The following is an 18290-nucleotide window of genomic DNA, read 5'->3' as shown; positions in this document are numbered from 1 at the left end:
CAGGAACGGCCGCGACTCCGGAGGGGGTCGCGGCCGTTTCGCTGGGTGCGCTCACTCGTAGATTCGCGCGATCTCCCGCTCGATCGGCACGATGACCTCCGGGTTCTCGTCCGCCTTGTCGCCCGGCACGTAGCGCACAGAACGCAGCGCGCCACCGAACGGGAAAGACCCGCGCTGCTCGTACACGTCCCAGTCGACAGGGCCGCCGCGATCGACGCCGACGCTGATGCCGGTGAACGGCGCCATGCCCACGAGCTGCAGGACCGGGCCGAGCGAGGCGACGCGCGCGCCGCCCGCTTCGACGCCGATCAGCCACCGGATGCCGGGCAGCGCCTCGAAGCGCAGCGTCACGTCCTGTCCGCCCAGGGCGACGAGCGGCACCGCGACCCTGTGCATCCTGCCGTACTCGTTGTATGCGAGCGTCAACGATCCGTCCGACACGCGCAGCACGTAACCGCCGCCCTGGTCGCCGTGGGCGACAAGGGTGCCCTCCCCCGACGCGAGGTCGGCGCGCACGACGACGTCGAAGCTGCGCAGCTTGGTGAGCTTGCTCGCGCGGAACCGCTCCAGCGTCGGCGTCCCTGGGTAGAGCGTCACCGGCCGCTCGAGCTCCAGCTCCGTCGACGGCCGCTGGGTGAACAGCGAGCCGTCGTCCCCGAGCGGGAACACCGTGTTCCACCAGCCCGCTGCACGCCACTGCTCGGCCAGCTCGGCGACTAGCTCTGGATGCGTCCCCGCCAGGTCCACACGCTCGGTGGGGTCGGCGTCGAGGTCGTAGAGCCGCCACTCGGCGTCGGTGAACGCATCGGCCCAGTGGTGGTCGGTGACGATCTTCCAGCGGCCGCTGACGAATGCGCGGTTGCCGGCGAACTCCGAGTACTGCTCGGTGCGCACCGCCGGCGCTGACGCATCCAGCAGCACGCTGTCGAACGGCACGCCGTCGACCTCCTTGGCGGTGAGACCCGCGCGGGAGGACAGCGGCGCGACCCCGGCGAGCGAGAGCAGGGTCTGACCGAGGTCGGTGACGTAGGTGTACTGGTCCCGCACACCGCTGTCTCCGGCAGCGCGCGGCAGCCCGGCCGGCCAGGAGACCACCAGGGGCACGCGGATGCCGCCCTCGTACGTCGCGCCCTTGTAAAGACGGAACGGCGTGTTCGACGCGTACGCCCATCCCGCCGGATAGTGCGCGAACACGCGCGGACCGCCGATCAGCTCCGGGTCGCGGTCCACGTCGCGCTCCCAGTCTGCCGGGAGCCCGGCGAGCTGCACGAACTGGCTGAAGTAGCTGCGGGTGCCTTCTGGGCCGCCCTCGCCCGTGCCTCCGTTGTCGGAGGCGACGACGACGATCGTGTTCTCGTACTCGCCCGACGCGCGCAGCGCATCCATCAGCCGCGCGAGGTTCTGGTCGACGTTGTCGACCGCCGCGGCGTAGACCTCCATGTAGCGGGCGAACAGCGCGCGCTGCTCGTCGCTGAGCTCGTCCCACGCCGCCACGGGGGCGAGCGGCTCCTCGTTGCGCGGCGCTGGCACGGTGTGCGGCGGGAACAGCCCGTCGCGCACCTGCCTGGCGAACCGCTCCGACCGGATGTGGTCCCAGCCGCGCTCGTACGCGCCGCGATACGTCGCGATGTCTGCGGCCTTGGCCTGGATCGGGCCGTGCACGGCGTGGTGTGCGAAGTAGAGGAAGAACGGCTTGTCGCCGTCGTTGGCGCGCAGCCCTCGGATCATCCCGATGGCGCGGTCGGTGAGGTCGTCGGTCAGGTAGTAGTCGTCGGGGAACTCGTCGACTGTGACCGGGCTGTTGTCGCTCACCAGCCGGTGCGGGTGGAACAGCGTGGTGAAGCCGTCCATCGAGCCGTAGTAGCGATCGAAGCCGCGCTGCAGCGGCCAGGACGCCTTGTCCGCTCCGTCGTGCATCTTCGACTCCGTGGTCAGGTGCCACTTGCCGACCATGAAGGTGGCATATCCGGATGCGCGGAACGACTCGGCGATGGTCGGCACGTCGTCCGCGATCTCCATCACATAGCCGGGGAATCCGGGATCGGCGTGCACCACGGACGCGAACCCCGCGCGATGCGGGTTGAGCCCGGTGAGCAGCGCTGCGCGTGCAGGGGAACAGACCGGAGTGGAATGGTAGTTCGTGAACCGGTAACCGGTCTCGGCGAGCTCCTGCACGGCCGGGGTGGCGATCTCGCTGCCGAACGGCGACAGGTCGCTGAATCCGAGGTCGTCGAGCAGCACCACGATCACGTTCGGCGCGCCGTCTCTGGCACGCACGCGCGCCGGCCAGGACGGTGTGGATGCGCTCGCCGTCTCCGCGACGAAGCCGCCGAACCCCTCGTACCCTCTGCTCTCCCGCGGCGCCCCGTTGCCGGCGGCGGCGCTCACGCTGCCTGCTCGCGCAGTTTCAGCCAGGCAGCACGCCGAGCGGCCTGCCCAGCGGGGTCCGCCACCGGCGACGCCATCAGCAGGCGCTTGCTGTACGGGTGCTCAGGGTCGCGCGTGACCTGCTCGCCGTCGCCCGTCTCCACGATCTCCCCGCGGTACATCACGGCCACGCGGTGGCAGATCCTGCGCACCACCCCGAGGTCGTGCGAGACGAACAGGTAGGAGACCCCCGTGTCGCGCTGCAGCTCGATGAACAGGTCGATGATCGTCGCCTGCGTCGTGAGGTCGAGCGCGCTCACCGGCTCGTCGCAGACGATCAGCCGTGGTCGCCGCACCAGGGCGCGGGCGATGGCGATGCGCTGCCGCTGGCCGCCGGAGAACTCCTTCGGGTATCGGTCGATCACGGTCGAAGGGAGCTTCACTCTGTCGAGCATGTCGGCGACGGTGGCGCGCGCATCCCGTCGGCTCGTGCCCGCCGTCGCGAGCGGCTCTGCGAGGATGTCGCCGATCGTCATGGCCGGGTTGAGCGAGCCGTACGGGTCCTGGAAGACCACCTGGATGCTCGACGCGAGCGCCCGGCGCTTGGCGCCTTTCAGGTGGGTGATGTCCTCCCCGTCGAACCGGATCGTGCCGCTGGTGACGGGAACGAGGCCGAGGATCGCCTTGCCGAGAGTGGACTTGCCGGAGCCGGACTCCCCCACCAGGCCGACGCACTCGCCTGCTCCCACCTCGATCGAGACCTCTTTCAGGGCGCGGAACGATCCGCGCCTTGTGCCGTAGTCGACCACGACGTTCTCGGCCGTGAGCAGGGGCGCCGTCTGCGGGAGGGTGTTCATGCGAGGACCGCCTTCCGCGGGTCGGTGGGTTCTGTCGGTTCGGCCAGGGAGGCGTCGAGCTGCGACCTGCTGGCCGCTCCGTCGAGGGAGGCGGCGATCAGCTCGGCCGTGTACGGGTCGGTCGGCTGCGAGAAGATCCTGTCGACCGTCCCGACCTCCACGATGCCGCCGTCGCGCATCACCACGACGCGGTCGCAGATGTCGGCGACGACGCCGAAGTTGTGGGTCACGATGACCAGGGCCATCCGGTACTCCTGCTGCAGTTCGCGCAGCAGCTCGAGCACTTCGGCCTGCACGGTGACGTCGAGCGCGGTCGTCGGCTCGTCGGCGACCAGCACCGACGGCTTGCCTGCGATGGCCCCGGCGATCAGCACGCGCTGGGCCATGCCGCCGGACAGCTGGTGCGGGTACGACTTCATCACCCTGGCAGGGTCGACGATGCCGACCTTCTCCAGCATCGCCAGGGCGCGCGCCTTCGCGTCCGCCTTGGACAGCTTGTGCACCGTGCGCAGCGGCTCGGTGAGCTGGAAGCCGATCGTGTACGACGGGTCCAGGTTCGACATCGGCTCCTGGGGGATGTACCCCACCTCGTGGCCGAGCAGCTTCTGCCGTTCCTTGTGCGGCATCCTGGTGACGTCTGCACCTCCGATCCACAGGGCGTCAGCGGTGTATTCGCCGCCGGCGGGGAGCAGGTCGAGGATCGAGAAGACCGTCTGCGACTTGCCGGAGCCTGACTCGCCGACGATGCCGAGCACCTCGCCTGGCGCGACGTCGAGGGTGATGCCGTGCACCACCTCGACCGTCCCGCCGTCCGGCGTCGCGTAGTTCACGCGCAGGTTCTGGAGCTGCACCGCCGAGTCGGCCGACTTGTGCGCGATCGAGCCGGTGGAGGAGGTGACCGTCGACGGCTCGGCACCTGCGGCGGCCGCCTGCGCACGGGAGGTGCGCGCACCCTTCCTCCGCCTGCCGATCGGCGTCCGCACGCTCACCACGTCGGCGAGCGTCGAGCCGAGGATCGCCAGCGCCGCGATGGTGATGCCGAGCGCGAGCGACGGCCAGAGCAGCAGCAGGGGGTTGGTCAGCATGTTGCGGAAGCCCTCGTTCATCATCGCGCCCCAGCCGGGCGTCTTGGCCCCGCCGATGCCGAGGAACTGGAGGCCCGCCTGCATCCCCATCGCCATCCCGGCGGTCAGCGCAGTCTGGATGATCACGGGCGCGTACACCGCCTTCACGATGTGCTTGGCCATGATCCGCGCGTTGCCGAGGCCGGAGACCTTGGCGGCGTCCACGTACGGCTCGTTGCGCACGGCCAGCACAGTCGAGCGGGTGAGGCGGAAGTAGCCGGGCGCCATGAACACACCGAGCGTCGCCATCAGCACGGTGAAGTCGTTGCGCGTGCCGGCGGCGACGATGAGCAGGATGATCATGGCGGGGATGGCCTGCAGCGCGTCGCTCACCCAGGTGGCCGCCCTGTCGAAGAAGCGGCCGTAGTAACCGGCGGCCAGCCCGGCAGGCACGCCGACGACAACGGCGACCAGGATGGTCACGAACGCGCCCCACAGGGTCGACTGCGTCCCCCAGATCAGGCGGCTCAGCACATCCCGGCCTGCGCTGTCCCCGCCCAGTGGATGCGCGGGGCTCGGCGGCGCCTTCGTCAGCGCGAGATCGACGAAGTTGGGGTCGTGCGGCGACAGCAGCGGGGCGAAGAACGCCACCAGCAGCACCAGCACGAGCACGGCGAGCGAGATCGCTCCTGCCGGTCGCTTGATGAAGCGGACGAACGTGGAGCCGCGGCGGCCTGCGCGCGGGTCGATGATCACTTCGGTCGGCGTCGTCATTGCACTCGCGCTTTCGGGTTGATCCAGCCGAGCGCCACGTCGAGGACGAAGTTCACGATCACCACGAAGATGACCGTGACCACGGTGATGCCGAGCAGGATGGGGATGTCGCCGTTCTGCGAGGAGCCGCTGGTGAGCGCTCCGATGCCGGGCAGGGAGAAGATCTGCTCCACCACGATCGCGCCGCCGAGCAGACCGACGAACATGAGGGCGAGCACGGTGAGGGATGCGGGGGCAGCGTTCCTGATCAGGTGCACGACGACGCGCGGCTGGGAGAGGCCGCGGCTGCGCAGGGTGCGCACGTAGTCCTGGTTGTTCGCGGAGATGATCGCATTGCGGAGCTGTTCGGCGATCATCACGATGGCGCCGAGCGAGAGCGCGATCGAAGGGAGGGTGATCGAACGCAGCCAGCCGTCGAGACTCTGCGACGGCTGCACGTAGCCGACGGCGGGGAACCAGTGCAGGTTCACCGCGAACCAGATCACCAGCACCAGACTCACCCAGAAGCCTGGCAGAGCGAACAGGATCACCGACGCCGCCTTGATGACCTTGTCGAGGACGGAGCCGGGACGGAGGCCTGCCAGCACGCCGAACAGCGCGCCGAACACGGCGGAGAGCAGCGTGGCCGCTGTCACCACGGAGAGGGTGACGGGCAGCTTGATCGCGATCTGGGCGTTCACCGGCTGGAAGTTGCGCCATGATGTGCCGAAGTCTCCGACGATCGCGTGCGATCCCCACTCCCAGAATTGCACGAGAAGCGGGCGGTCTGTGCCGATCTTCGCCGCGAGCGCTGCCTGCTGGGCCGGGGTCGCCGACGTGCCGAGGAGCCCGGCCGTCGGATCGCCGATGGCGGCGTGGGCGAGGAAGAACGTGCCTGTCGCCACGACGAGCAGGAGGATCACGCCGGAGACGAGCCTCTTGACCGTGAATCTGATCATGTCTTGTCCTGTCGGAGCCTGGGTGGAACGGGTGGGATGGAACGGGGATGGCGGGCCGCGCTCGCGCGCGGCCCGCCTGGGGGTGCGTCAGCCCTTGACGGCGATCTGGCGCAGGGTCGGGAACATCATTCCCGTCACCGGGGTGATCTGGATGTTCGACGTGGAGACGTAGCTGTTGTTCGCCTGGTACCAGACGTCGAACCACGCCTTGCCTGTCACGAGGGTGTTCAGTTTCTCGATCTGGGCGGTCTGGTCGCTCGGGTCGGCGGAGAGGACCTTCGCGACCTGAGCCTGCACGTCCGGGAACTTGTCGACCTGCGGTGTCGGGTTGAACCACTGCGGCAGGTTGATCATGCGCTGCACCGTCGCGACCGGGTTCGAGTCCATCGCGAGGAAGGAGACGAACATCGGGTACGTCGGGGCGTTCTTCTGGTAGTCCATGTACTGCATGTCGTCCCAGGTGACCTTGATGCCGAGCTGACCGAAGGTCTGGTCGACGACGGGCTGCCAGACCTGGAAGACCTGCGACATCGGCATGTGCAGCTCGAAGCCGTTGGCGTATCCGGCGTCGGCGAGGAGCGACTTGGCCTTGTCGATGGAGAACGTGTACTTGCTGTTCAGGCTCTTCACGTTGCCAGGCGTGCCGTCGGGGAAGACCTGGTTCGACACAGCTCCGGCCCCGCTGCCGACCGACTTCAGGATGCTCGCACCATCGAACGCGTAGTTCAGCGCCTGGCGCACCTTCTCGTTGCCGAGCGGCTTGAACTTCTCACCAGCGCGATCGGTGAACTGCAGGCCGACCCAGCCGGACACCTTGGCCGCGACGTTCCAGTTGTTCTCCTTGGCCTGCTTGAGCGCGGTGTCGTCCGCGTAGTTCACGTTGATCTGACCGGAGGCCATCGCGTTGTCGCGGGCCGTCGCATCCTGGATCGGGTAGATCGCCAGCGGGTCGAACGGGAACTGCTTCGCGTCCCAGTGGTTCGCGACCTTCTTGAAGTGGTATTCGGAGCCGGCGACGCTCGACGACTCGAGCGTGTACGGGCCGGAGCCCTCCGGAGTCTTCGCGAGCGTACCTGCCGCGATGGCCTTGGGCGCCATCATCCAGCTGCGGCCGATGCCCATGAAGTAGAGGAGGGTGTCGTCGCGCTTGGTGAGGTCGATCTCCAGCGTCTTGTCGTCGACCGCCACGAACTTCGAGACGTTCTCGTACGCCTCGCCGGAGCGGGCGCCCTTCTTCAGGTAGTCGAGGCTCTTCACCGCTGCTGCCGCGTCGAACGCCTCTCCATCGCTGAACTTCACGCCGGTGCGGAGGGTCATGGTGACCTTCAGGAAGTCATCCGAGACCTTCCAGGAGGTGGCGAGGGCCGGGGTGGGCTTGCCGTCCCCGTCGACGCTGACCAGCGGGTCGTAGACCGCCGACAGGTACGGGCCGTCGAATCCGATGTCGGCGAGGGAAGGATCCCAGCTCGTCACATCGGCGAAGTTCCCGATGTTGAGCGGGCCGCCGGACGCGCCGGTCGTGGTCTTCGTGTCGCTTCCCCCGGAGCCGCACGCGGTCAACGCAAGCGCGGTCACGGCGGCGACAGCCACCGCGATCAATGCTTTCTTCATGTCTTCTTCTCTCGGTTGGCAGGGCAGGAGGTGGAACTTCAATCGCACGCTGCGCAGGCGTACGACACAGCAGTTACTGATCCGGTCGTCAACCGAGGTTGGCTACACATCGCTGTGTCGTGGCGGTAATTCTACAGTTGTTGACAAGAAAAACAACCTGTGGAGAAAAACGGGGTGAGACGAGCTTTTCACGACTCGGTCCGTCCGCGAAATCGCGAAGGTGTACGGGATGATATACGATTCCCCCATGGCTGCCCCTGCGGGCAGGACCTCCGACGACGAAGGGACCACCCGGTGCTCGAAGACTCGATCATCCACTCGATCGCGGACGAATTGGCCGCCGCAGAGCGCGACCGCGGAACCGTCCCCCTCCTCACCGCCCGCCATCCCCGCATGACCGTCGAGGACTCGTACGCGGTCCAGAACGTGTGGAAGGAACGCGGCATCGCGGCAGGCCGCCGCCTGGTCGGACACAAGATCGGCCTGACCTCCAAGGTGATGCAGCAGGCCACGGGGATCACGGAGCCCGACTACGGCGTGATCTTCGACGACATGGTGTTCGAGACCGGGTCCGTCATCCCGTTCGACGCGTACTCCAACGTGCGCATCGAGGTCGAGCTCGCCTTCGTGCTCGGCCAGCCGCTCAGCGGCCCGGACTGCACGCTCTACGACGTGCTCGACGCCACGAAGTACGTCGTGCCTGCGCTCGAGATCCTGAGCTCGCGCATCGAGATGCAGGGCCGCACGATCGTCGACACCATCTCCGACAACGCCGCGATGGGCGGCATGGTCGTCGGCGGCCGCCCTGTGGCGGTGGATGCGGTCGACCTGCGCTGGGTCTCCGCCCTGCTCTACCGCAACGAGACCATCGAGGAGTCCGGCGTCGCCGCCGCCGTGCTCGACCACCCGGCATCCGGGGTCGCCTGGCTTGCGAACAAGCTCGCCGCCCACGGCACGACCCTCGACGCCGGCGAGATCATCCTCGCCGGATCCTTCACCCGCCCGATGTGGGTGGAGCGCGGCGACACCGTCCACGCCGACTACGGAACCCTGGGAGCCATCACATGCCGATTCGTCTAGAGCCGACGCCCACCCTCGCCGACCGGCTGCGCACCGCATCCCGGCCCCAGTTCGGCATCTGGGCGTGCTCGGGAAGCGCGCTGGTCGCGGAGATCTGCGCGGGAGCCGGACTCGACATCGTCCTGATCGACGCTGAGCACTCGGCCAACGGGCTGGAGTCGATCCTCGCGCAGCTCCAGGCGGTCGCCGCGTACCCCGTGGCCCCACTGGTGCGGGCGCCGATCGGCGACACCGTGATCGTGAAGCAGCTCCTCGACATCGGGGCGCAGAACCTCCTCATCCCGATGGTCAACGACGCAGAGCAGGCGGCGGCCATGGTCTCGGCCGTGCGCTACCCGCCGGCCGGAGTGCGCGGCGTCGGCAGCTCGCTCGCCCGCTCCGCCCGCTGGAACAGGATCGACGACTACCTCGGCCGCGCCGACGGCCTCGTCTCGCTGTACGTGCAGATCGAGACCGTGGACGGGCTGGCCAACGTCGCCGAGATCGCCGCGGTCGACGGCGTCGACGGGCTGCTGGTCGGTCCGGCCGATCTCGCCGCATCCATGGGCCTGCTCGGTCAGCAGACGCACCAGGACGTGATCGCCGCCGTCGAGACGGCCATCGCGGCCGGCGTCGCGGCTGGCAAGCCGGTGGGCGTCAACGCGTTCGACCCGGCGGCGGCCGACCGCTACCTCGCCGCCGGCGCTGCGTGGGTACTGGTCGGAGCCGATGTCGCCCTGCTGGCTCGCGCCTCCGAGGCCCTGGCCGACCGGTACATCGGCGAGGGCTCCGATGCGATCCGCACCAGCTACTGACGGCCTCCCCCGCTGGACGGGCAGAGGCACTGGCGCAGCGATTCCAGATCGTATACAATCTCAGATACAGTCCCCGATGACGAGGAGAACCACCCCGTGAGCGACATCAGCCTTCCCGGCAAGATCATCGCCGTGCACCTGAACTACCGTTCCCGTGCAGCGCAGCGCGGTCGCACACCGGCCACGCCGTCCTATTTCCTCAAGCCCGCCTCCTCGATCGCCGCCTCGGGCTCGGAACTGGAACGCCCGGCAGGAACGGAACTGCTCGCATTCGAGGGCGAGATCGCCCTCATCATCGGCCGCCCGACCCGCCGCGTCTCGCCGGAGGACGGATGGGCCGCCGTCTCCGGCATCACCGCGGCCAACGACTTCGGCGTCTACGACCTCCGCGCCGCCGACAAAGGCTCCAACGTGCGTTCCAAGGGCGGAGACGGCTTCACGCCGCTCGGCCCTGGCATCATCCCCGCCTCCTCCGTCTCCCCCGACGCGCTCCGCGTGCGCACCTGGCTGAACGGCGAACTCGTGCAGGAGGGCACCACAGACGACCTGCTCTTCCCGTTCGGCCAGCTCGTCGCCGACCTCTCCCAGCTCCTCACACTGGAACCAGGCGACGTCATCCTCACCGGCACCCCCGCCGGCTCGTCGGTCACTCAGCCGGGCGACGTCGTCGAGGTCGAGGTGGATGCGCCGACCGCTCAGGATGCGCCGAGCACCGGCCGCCTCGTCACCCGCATCACGGCGGGCACCGTCCCGTTCGGCGACTTCGGCACCAAGCCGGCCGTCGACGATCTGCAGCGATCCGAGGCATGGGGCGTGGCGGAGAGCAGAGCAGCGCGGAGCGATGCCGCGACCCCAGCGCCGAGGGAGCCTGCGACCGAGGTCGGGAACGTGACCCCGCCGTTCGAGCTGACCGCCGAACTGTGCGACAAGCTCGCCGCCGTCTCCACCGCCACCCTCAGCTCGCAGTTGCGCAAGCGCGGGCTGGACAACGTCTCGATCGACGGCCTCACCTCCACGAGGCCGGACGCCAAGCTGATCGGCCGCGCCAAGACCCTGCGCTACATCCCCAACCGCGAAGACCTGTTCGCGTCGCACGGCGGCGGCTACAACGTGCAGAAGCGCGCGTTCGACGCCCTCGGTCCCGGCGACGTGCTCGTCATCGAGGCCCGCGGCGAGCGCGGCAGCGGCACCGTCGGCGATGTCCTCGCGCTCCGCGCGCAGGTCACCGGTGCCGCGGGCATCGTCACGGACGGGGGCGTGCGCGACCTCGCGATCGTCGCAGCGCTCGACATCCCCACCTATCACGCCGGTGGTCACCCGGCCGTCCTCGGCCGAAAGCACGTGCCGTGGGATGCGGACATCACCGTCGCCTGCGGCGGTGCAGCAGTGCAGCCGGGAGACGTGATCGTCGGCGACGCGGACGGGCTGCTCGTCATCCCGACCGGGCTGGTCGAGGAGGTCGTGGCCGACGCGCTCGAACAGGAGCGCGAAGAGGAGTACATCGCCCAGCAGGTCGCTGCCGGCGAGCCGATTGACGGGCTGTTCCCGATGAACGCCGAATGGAAGGACAGGTACCGCGCGTGGCTGACACAGCAGTAGGCGCCGTGAAGACGGCGACGCCGAGCAAGTCCCAGCTCGCGTACGACTGGATCAGGGCCAGGATCGACGACGGCAGATACGTCTCCGGCTTCCGGCTGGTGCTCGGGCAGATCGCCGGCGAGCTCGGCATCAGCGTCGTGCCGGTGCGCGAGGCCATCCGGCGGCTGGAGGCGGAGGGACTGGTGACGTTCGAGAAGAACGTCGGCGCTCAGGTCGCCCTGCTGCAGGACACCGAGTACACGTACACGATGGAGACGCTCGCCCTGGTCGAGGGCGCGGCGACCCAGCTCTCCGCTCCGCTGCTCACCGGAGACCACATCTACCGGGCCAGGGCGATCAACCGCGAGATGATCGCGTGCCTCGACGACTTCATCCCGCACCGGTTCACGCAGCTCAACCAGGAGTTCCACGCCGTGCTGTTCGAGGAGTGCCCGAACCCGCACATCCTGGACCTGGTGCACCGCGGCTGGAACCGGCTGCGGGTGCTGCGCGACTCCACCTTCGGCTTCGTCCCCGGCCGCGCCCGCGAGTCCGTCGAGGAGCACGAGCAGATCCTGCGGCTGATCGAGAACGGCGCAGAGCCGCTGGAGATCGAGCTGACCGCGCGCCGCCACCGCCTGGCCACGCTGGATGCGATCCACACGTACCAGGACGAGCACAAGCACCCGCACACCTGACTCCCACCGCATCATCTGCATCCACCTGCATCCACCGCATCACCGACCGCCGAAGGAGGCGCGCGTCCCATGGCGCAGCACTACATTCCGGAGAATCTCCCAGACAGGATCCAGCACTTCATCGACGGCCGGTTCGTCGACAGCGTCTCTGGCGCGACCTTCGACGTGCTCGACCCTGTGTCGAATCAGACATACGTCACCGCTGCCGCAGGGCAGAAGGAGGACATCGACCTCGCCGTCGCCGCCGCCACCCGCGCCTTCACGGACGGCCCGTGGCCGCGCATGAAGCCGCGCGAGCGCGCCCGCATCCTGAACCGCATCGCCGACGCCGTCGAAGCCCAGGATGCCCGCCTCGCCGAGCTGGAGACGTTCGACACCGGCCTCCCCATCACCCAGGCGCTCGGCCAGGCGCAGCGCGCAGCGGAGAACTTCCGGTTCTTCGCCGACCTGATCGTCGCCCAGTCGGACGACGCGTTCAAGGTGCCCGGTTCGCAGCTCAACTACGTGAACCGCAAGCCGATCGGCGTCGCCGGTCTGATCACGCCGTGGAACACGCCGTTCATGCTGGAGAGCTGGAAGCTCGCCCCCGCGCTCGCCTCCGGCTGCACGGTCGTGCTCAAGCCGGCCGAGTTCACGCCGCTGTCCGCGAGCCTGTGGGCGGAGATCTTCCGCGGCGCCGGGGTGCCGGACGGCGTGTTCAACCTCGTCAACGGCCTCGGAGAGGAAGCGGGAGACGCGCTCGTCAAGCACCCGGATGTCCCGCTCATCTCGTTCACCGGCGAGAGCCGCACCGGCCAGCTCATCTTCGGCAACGCCGCTCCGTACCTGAAGGGACTCTCGATGGAGCTCGGGGGCAAGTCCCCCGCCGTCGTCTTCGCCGACGCCGACCTGGACGCCGCCATCGACTCGACGCTGTTCGGCGTGTTCTCGCTGAACGGAGAGCGCTGCACCGCCGGCAGCCGCATCCTGGTCGAGCGCAGCATCTACGACGACTTCTGCGCCCGCTACGCCGCGCGCGCCGCGAAGATCGTGGTCGGCGACCCGCACGACCCGAAGACCGAGGTCGGCGCGCTCGTGCACCCTGAGCACTACGACAAGGTGATGAGCTACGTCGAGATCGGCAAGCAGGAGGGCCGTCTTCTCGCGGGGGGAGGCCGTCCGGAGGGTTTCGACACCGGCAACTACGTCGCGCCGACCGTGTTCGCCGATGTGGCCCCTGATGCGCGGATCTTCCAGGAGGAGATCTTCGGCCCGGTCGTCGCGATCACCCCGTTCGACAGCGACGAGGAGGCCCTGGAGCTCGCGAACGGCGTGCGCTACGGCCTCGCCGCGTACATCTGGACCAGCGATCTGAAGCGCGCCCACACCTTCGCCCAGAACATCGAGGCGGGAATGGTGTGGCTGAACTCGCACAACGTCCGAGACCTGCGCACCCCGTTCGGCGGCGTGAAGGCGTCCGGTCTCGGCCACGAGGGCGGCTACCGCTCGATCGACTTCTACACCGACCAGCAGGCCGTGCACATCACCCTCGGCCAGGTGCACACGGCCCGCTTCGGCGCCAACTGACTCACACCCCCTCAACGAAGAGAAAGCGAAACACCCCGATGACCACCACCGCCATCCCCACCCCGAAGGCGACCCCGCCGGACATCGTCCGCTGCGCGTACATGGAACTCGTCGTGACCGATCTGCAGGCCAGTCGCGACTTCTATGTCGACGTGCTCGACCTGGTCGTGACCGAGGAGGACGAGAACGCCGTATACCTGCGCAGCTTCGAGGAGTTCATCCACCACAACCTGGTGCTGCGCAAGGGCCCCGTCGCCGCCGTCGCCGCGTTCGCATACCGCGTCCGCACCCCGGAAGACCTGGACCGCGCCGTCGAGTTCTACACCGAGCTCGGCTGCCGCGTCGAGCGCAACGCCTCAGGGTTCACGAAGGGCATCGGCGACAGCGTGCGCGTCGAGGACCCGCTCGGCTTCCCGTACGAGTTCTTCTACGACGTGCAGCACGTCGAGCGCCTCGCCTGGCGCTACGACCTCTACACGACCGGCGCGCTCGTCCGCCTCGACCACTTCAACCAGGTGACCCCCGACGTGCCGCGCGCCGTCAAGTACATGGAGGATCTCGGCTTCCGCGTGACGGAGGATATCCAGGACGAGGAGGGCACCACGTACGCCGCGTGGATGCGCCGCAAGCCCACCGTGCACGACACCGCCATGACAGGCGGCGACGGCCCGCGGATGCACCACGTCGCCTTCGCGACGCACGAGAAGCACAACATCATCGCCATCTGCGACAAGCTCGGCGCCCTGCGCCGCAGCGACGCGATCGAGCGCGGTCCAGGCCGCCACGGCGTCTCCAACGCGTTCTACCTGTACCTCCGCGACCCGGACGGTCACCGCGTCGAGATCTACACGCAGGACTACTACACCGGCGACCCTGACAATCCCGTCGTCACCTGGGACGTCCACGACAACCAGCGCCGCGATTGGTGGGGCAACCCCGTCGTGCCGTCCTGGTACACCGACGCATCGCCGGTGCTCGACCTCGACGGCAACCTTCAGCCGCTGACCGCCCGCACCGACGACTCCGAGATGGAGGTCACCATCGGCGCAGACGGCTTCTCGTACACCCGCAAGAGCGAAGACACCGAGGAAAAGGGCTTCAAGCTGGGAGCCCAGGTCTAGCCCCTCCCTCCCCCTCTCCTCCCCCTCCCCCAAAACAATCGAGTCCGGACTTGTTCACCCCTGACACCGGCGTGTCGCGTGAACAAGTCCGGACTCGATTGCTGTTCGGCTTCAATCGGCGGCTAGAAGGTCTCCACGTACTCCTCGGAGGGGCCCAGTTCCGGCTCAGATCTGAACTCGACAGCGGCGCCGGAGTGCTCGAGTTCGAGCACCGTCACCGTGTTCTCCCCTTGCGCCAGCAGCGGCGCAGGGACGTAAAGCGTGACCTGCGGCCCGATCTCCCAGTACCGCCCGAGCAGGAAGCCGTTCACCCAGACGAAGCCCTTGCCGAAGCCGGGGAGCGCGAGGAACGCGTCCGCCGGCTCGTCCCCGCCGAGGACGAAGCGCGCTGTCGAGAACCCGGCGGCAGCCGCATCCCGCGCGGGCGCAGCCGCCGAGAAGCCAGCGAGCTCGCCCGCCGTCCACTCGTCCAGCGGCAAAGGACGCACGACCCAGCCGTGCACCAGCCTGCGGCCGATCTGCACGCCCCCGAGAATGCCCTTCCCCTGACCGAGCAGCGGGCCGTAGTTGATGCGTCCCTGGTTCTCGACCAGGAGCTGCAGCAGGACGGGGACGCCGGAGCCTGTCACCTGGACGGAGCCGTCATGGTCCAGCGTCCCCCGCAGCACGCCGTCCACGAACACCTGCGCGCGGTCGTGCAGTCCGCTGACCGTGATCGTGTTCTCGCCGCGCGGCAGCCGAGGCGTCGCGCTGTAGAGCACCAGCCCGGATGCGATGCCCAGCTCCTCGAAGCTCGGCGGCGCCGCGTGCACCGCTGTCGCCGGCGCGGATGCGAGCGCCGCCAGCAGCCCGCTGCCCGCCACCACCTGCACGGCCCTCGGAGCCAGGATGCGCGGATCGGCCGGAACGGGCGGAAGCGCCGCGTCCGCACCATCGCCACCGCGCACCGCGGCGAACCGTTCCCGGAACGCGAGGAACTTCTGCGTCACCGCGCCGTGCTCCGCGACCGGCGCATCCGAGTCGTAGCTCGTGATCGTGGGCTGCAGCCGCCCGTCGTGGTTGGCGCCGGCCCAGAGCCCGAAGTTGGTCCCGCCGTGCGCCATGTAGATGCTCACCGAGCCGCCCGCATCCAGGATCTCGTCCAGCGTCGCGTCTGCGCTCAGCACCGTTCGCACGTGGTGCAGCTCGCCCCAGTGGTCGAACCAGCCGTTCCAGAACTCGGCGCAGAGGAAGGGCTCCCCCTCGCGCCGGGTTCGCAGCAGCTCCGACGCTTCCCTGGCCTTCGATCCGAACGTCGCCGTCGCGAGCACCCCGGGGATGCTCCCCCCGTCGAGCATGAGGTCGGTCGGGCCGTCCGCCGTGTACAGCAGCTCTGTCACTCCACGCTCGACCAGCGCGTCGCGCAGCCAGCTCAGGTATGCGGCATCGTCGCCGTAGCTGCCGTACTCGTTCTCCACCTGCACGGCCACGATCGGCCCGCCGTTCGACGCCTGCAGCGCGGCCAGCCGCGGGATGAGGTCGTCGAACCAGGTGGACACGGCGGACAGGAACGCCGGCTCAGAGCTGCGCGCGCGCATCCCGACCCTGCCGGTGAGCCACGCCGGCAGTCCCCCGTTGTCCCACTCGGCGCAGATGTACGGCCCAGGCCGCACGATCACGTCGAGACCGACGTCCCCCGCGAGCCGGACGAACGCCTCCAGATCGCGCCAGCCGTCGAACGAGGCGGCGCGCTCCTCGTGCCGCTGGTGGAAGTTCCACGCCACATACGTGTCGACCGTGTTGAGCCCGAGGGCGACCAGCCGCTCCAACCGGTCGCGCCACTGCTCGGGATGCACGCGGAAGTAGTGCATCGAGCCGGACAGCACGCGGTGCGCCTCTCCCCCGCGCAGCAGCGCGCCGTCCTGGTAGCTCAGCAGCGCTGTGCTGGTCGCGACCGTCACTTGACAGCTCCCGCCGTCATGCCTGCGCGCCAGAACCGCTGCAGCGCGAGGAACGCGACGATGAGAGGCACGACAGAGACCAGCGAGCCGATCACCACGAGGGGCGGCGGCACAGCGACGTGGCTGGCGTTCCAGCCGACCAGGCCAACGGTCACGGGCTGCATGTGGTCGTCGCCGAGCACCATCGCGGGAAGCAGGTAGTTGTTCCAGATGTCGACGAACTGGAACAGGAAGATGGTCACCAGGGCGGGCAGCATCATCTTGGTGGAGATGGCGCGGAAGATGCGGAACTCGCTCGCGCCGTCGAGCCGTCCTGCCTCGATCACCTCGTCCGGCACGGACTGCGCCGCGAACACGCGCGCCAGGTAGACGCCGAACGGGCTGACGATGCTGGGCAGCAGCACGGCGAGCGGATTGTTGATCAGGTGCACGCCGGAGAACATCAGGTACAGCGGCAGCGTGAACAGGATCTTCGGCACGAGCACGGCGGCGAGGATCACGCCGAACGCCGCTCCCCTGCCGGGGAAGTCGTACTTCGCCAGCGCGTACCCGCCCATCGCGGAGAGCACGGTGCCGATCGCTGCGCCGAGCCCGCAGTAGACGAGGCTGTTGAGCATCCACTGCCAGAAGATGCCGTCGTTCTGGGCGGTGAGCCTGGCCAGGTTGTCGAACAGGCCGAACCCGTCGAACCAGAGGCCGCTGCCGGAGAACTGCTCGCCGAACGGCTTGGTCGCCGCGACGAGGAGCCACCAGAGCGGGAAGAGGAAGTAGATCGTGGAGACGGCGAGGAGCACCATCACGACCGTGCGGCTGAGCGGCGAGGTGTCCCTCCTGCTCCGGATTCCGCGGGGGCTGATGGCGGTCACGCCTTCTCTCCTTTGCTGGTGAGGCGGAAGAACACGAACGAGATCACGCCGACGAGCACCGCGAGGATGACCGACTGCGCCGCCGCGTACGGATAGTTGCCCGCCCCGACGGCGGCCTGCGCCGACATGATCGGGGTGAACGTCGACGACACAGAGCCGCCGGAGATGGGCTGCAGCACGGTCGGCTCGTTGTAGAGCTGTGCGGAGCCGATGATCGAGAAGACCGCCGTGAGCACGATCGCGCTGCGCACCATCGGGATCTTCACGCTCCACGCCGTGCGGAACGCGGACGCCCCGTCGAGCTTCGCCGCCTCGAGCACCTCGGCAGGGATCGACTGCAGGGCGGCGTAGATGATGATCATGTTGTAGCCGGTCCAGCTCCAGGTGACGATGTTCGCCACCGACCACAGCACCGTCCCGTCGTCGAAGAAGGGCAGCTGGATGCCCAGCGGCTCGAGCAGGTGGTTGATCGGGCTGGAGGTGGTCGAGTACATGAACGACCAGACCAGAGCGGCACTCACGCCGGGGATCGCGTACGGCAGGAAGCTCGACAGCCGGAAGAAGCCCTTGCCGCGCGCGGACTTCGAGTCGATCAGGAGCGCGAGCGCCAGCGCGAGGCCGAGCATCAGCGGGACCTGCACGACGCCGAACAGCGCCACCCGGCCGAGCGACGCCACGAAATCGGGGTCGGCGAACGCGTGCGCGTAGTTCGCGAACGGGTCGAAAACCTGGGTCGGCGCGGTGAGCCCGAGGCCGGAACGCTTGACCGTGAACAGGCTGCTCACGAACGCGTAGACGATCGGGGCGATGTACATCGCCAGGAACAGCACGGCGAACGGCCCGAGGAACAGCAGAGGAGACCGCCAGTCGAACGACCGGCGCACGCGCGCCATGGTCTTTCGCCTCCTGCCGCCGTCCGGCGGGGTCGCGGTGGTCGCCCGATGCGCGGCGACGGCCAGGTCGGTCACGTTTCCTTCTCTCCGCACACGGGATGCGCGTGCTCGTCGACGATGGATGCGGCGGGCCGGCCAGCTGG

Annotated in this window: 14 protein-coding genes; 6 read left to right on the top strand and 8 right to left on the bottom strand. The window is 68.7% G+C overall.

Translation table 11 applies throughout. The annotated features are described in order from the left end of the window. Nucleotides 1-51: 51 nt before the first annotated feature. From ACIRCZ_RS00270 to ACIRCZ_RS00250, 5 genes are all read right to left on the bottom strand, one after another. Nucleotides 52-2388 carry an arylsulfatase gene (locus ACIRCZ_RS00270; protein ID WP_402848365.1) on the bottom strand — a complete coding sequence of 779 codons (2337 nt, stop codon included), beginning with the start codon at nucleotides 2386-2388 and terminating at the stop codon, nucleotides 52-54. Further along, the gene (locus ACIRCZ_RS00265; protein ID WP_402848362.1) at nucleotides 2385-3224 is read right to left on the bottom strand and encodes an ATP-binding cassette domain-containing protein; all 840 of its coding nucleotides are present in this window, start codon (nucleotides 3222-3224) and stop codon (nucleotides 2385-2387) included. Before ACIRCZ_RS00265 ends, ACIRCZ_RS00270 begins: the two co-directional genes overlap by 4 nt. Beyond that, complete coding sequence (locus ACIRCZ_RS00260; protein WP_402848359.1) at nucleotides 3221-5062, bottom strand: dipeptide/oligopeptide/nickel ABC transporter permease/ATP-binding protein; 1842 nt, start codon at nucleotides 5060-5062, stop codon at nucleotides 3221-3223. Before ACIRCZ_RS00260 ends, ACIRCZ_RS00265 begins: the two co-directional genes overlap by 4 nt. After that, complete coding sequence (locus tag ACIRCZ_RS00255; RefSeq protein ID WP_055891829.1) at nucleotides 5059-6000, bottom strand: ABC transporter permease; 942 nt, start codon at nucleotides 5998-6000, stop codon at nucleotides 5059-5061. Before ACIRCZ_RS00255 ends, ACIRCZ_RS00260 begins: the two co-directional genes overlap by 4 nt. A gap of 87 nt (nucleotides 6001-6087) precedes the next feature. Then, nucleotides 6088-7611 (bottom strand): ABC transporter substrate-binding protein, encoded by a 1524-nt coding sequence (locus ACIRCZ_RS00250; RefSeq protein WP_402848356.1) that lies wholly within the window; start codon nucleotides 7609-7611, stop codon nucleotides 6088-6090. Between the two features lie 294 nt (nucleotides 7612-7905). On the opposite strand from ACIRCZ_RS00250, the gene hpaH reads away from it, so the two are divergent. The 6 genes from hpaH to hpaD all read left to right on the top strand — a co-directional run bounded on the left by hpaH (nucleotide 7906) and on the right by hpaD (nucleotide 14448). Next, a complete protein-coding gene (gene hpaH, locus ACIRCZ_RS00245; RefSeq protein ID WP_055891824.1) occupies nucleotides 7906-8691 on the top strand; it encodes a 2-oxo-hept-4-ene-1,7-dioate hydratase in 786 nt (261 codons plus the stop codon). Next, the gene (locus ACIRCZ_RS00240) at nucleotides 8676-9485 is read left to right on the top strand and encodes an HpcH/HpaI aldolase/citrate lyase family protein (RefSeq protein WP_055891821.1); all 810 of its coding nucleotides are present in this window, start codon (nucleotides 8676-8678) and stop codon (nucleotides 9483-9485) included. The genes hpaH and ACIRCZ_RS00240 overlap by 16 nt, the downstream gene beginning before the upstream one ends. Before the next feature lie 96 nt (nucleotides 9486-9581). After that, nucleotides 9582-11084, top strand: coding sequence for a fumarylacetoacetate hydrolase family protein (locus ACIRCZ_RS00235; RefSeq protein ID WP_402848350.1), 1503 nt, complete (start codon nucleotides 9582-9584; stop codon nucleotides 11082-11084). After that, nucleotides 11066-11761, top strand: a complete 696-nt coding sequence (locus tag ACIRCZ_RS00230) for a GntR family transcriptional regulator (protein WP_235500377.1) — start codon at nucleotides 11066-11068, stop codon at nucleotides 11759-11761. Before ACIRCZ_RS00235 ends, ACIRCZ_RS00230 begins: the two co-directional genes overlap by 19 nt. 69 nt (nucleotides 11762-11830) lie before the next feature. After that, nucleotides 11831-13327 (top strand): 5-carboxymethyl-2-hydroxymuconate semialdehyde dehydrogenase, encoded by a 1497-nt coding sequence (hpaE, locus tag ACIRCZ_RS00225; RefSeq protein ID WP_055891810.1) that lies wholly within the window; start codon nucleotides 11831-11833, stop codon nucleotides 13325-13327. A 38-nt stretch (nucleotides 13328-13365) separates the two neighbouring features. Further along, nucleotides 13366-14448, top strand: a complete 1083-nt coding sequence (gene hpaD / locus ACIRCZ_RS00220) for a 3,4-dihydroxyphenylacetate 2,3-dioxygenase (protein WP_402848345.1) — start codon at nucleotides 13366-13368, stop codon at nucleotides 14446-14448. Between the two features lie 122 nt (nucleotides 14449-14570). On the opposite strand, the gene ACIRCZ_RS00215 is transcribed toward hpaD, so the two are convergent. Genes ACIRCZ_RS00215 through ACIRCZ_RS00205 form a run of 3 tightly spaced genes read right to left on the bottom strand, consistent with a single transcriptional unit; the run spans nucleotide 14571 to nucleotide 18222 of the window. Further along, nucleotides 14571-16388 carry a glycoside hydrolase family 35 protein gene (locus tag ACIRCZ_RS00215; protein ID WP_402848342.1) on the bottom strand — a complete coding sequence of 606 codons (1818 nt, stop codon included), beginning with the start codon at nucleotides 16386-16388 and terminating at the stop codon, nucleotides 14571-14573. Continuing rightward, entirely contained in the window at nucleotides 16385-17254 is an 870-nt protein-coding gene (locus ACIRCZ_RS00210; protein ID WP_235500376.1) for a carbohydrate ABC transporter permease, read from the bottom strand. The genes ACIRCZ_RS00215 and ACIRCZ_RS00210 overlap by 4 nt, the downstream gene beginning before the upstream one ends. Beyond that, complete coding sequence (locus ACIRCZ_RS00205) at nucleotides 17251-18222, bottom strand: carbohydrate ABC transporter permease (RefSeq protein WP_402848337.1); 972 nt, start codon at nucleotides 18220-18222, stop codon at nucleotides 17251-17253. The genes ACIRCZ_RS00210 and ACIRCZ_RS00205 overlap by 4 nt, the downstream gene beginning before the upstream one ends. Nucleotides 18223-18290 lie beyond the last annotated feature (68 nt).

The sequence above is a fragment of the Leifsonia sp. NPDC102414 genome (genome assembly GCF_044765685.1).
GTDB lineage: Bacteria > Actinomycetota > Actinomycetes > Actinomycetales > Microbacteriaceae > Leifsonia.
Note: the sequence above shows the minus strand (reverse complement) of the source record. Positions and strands in the feature narration are given on the sequence as shown.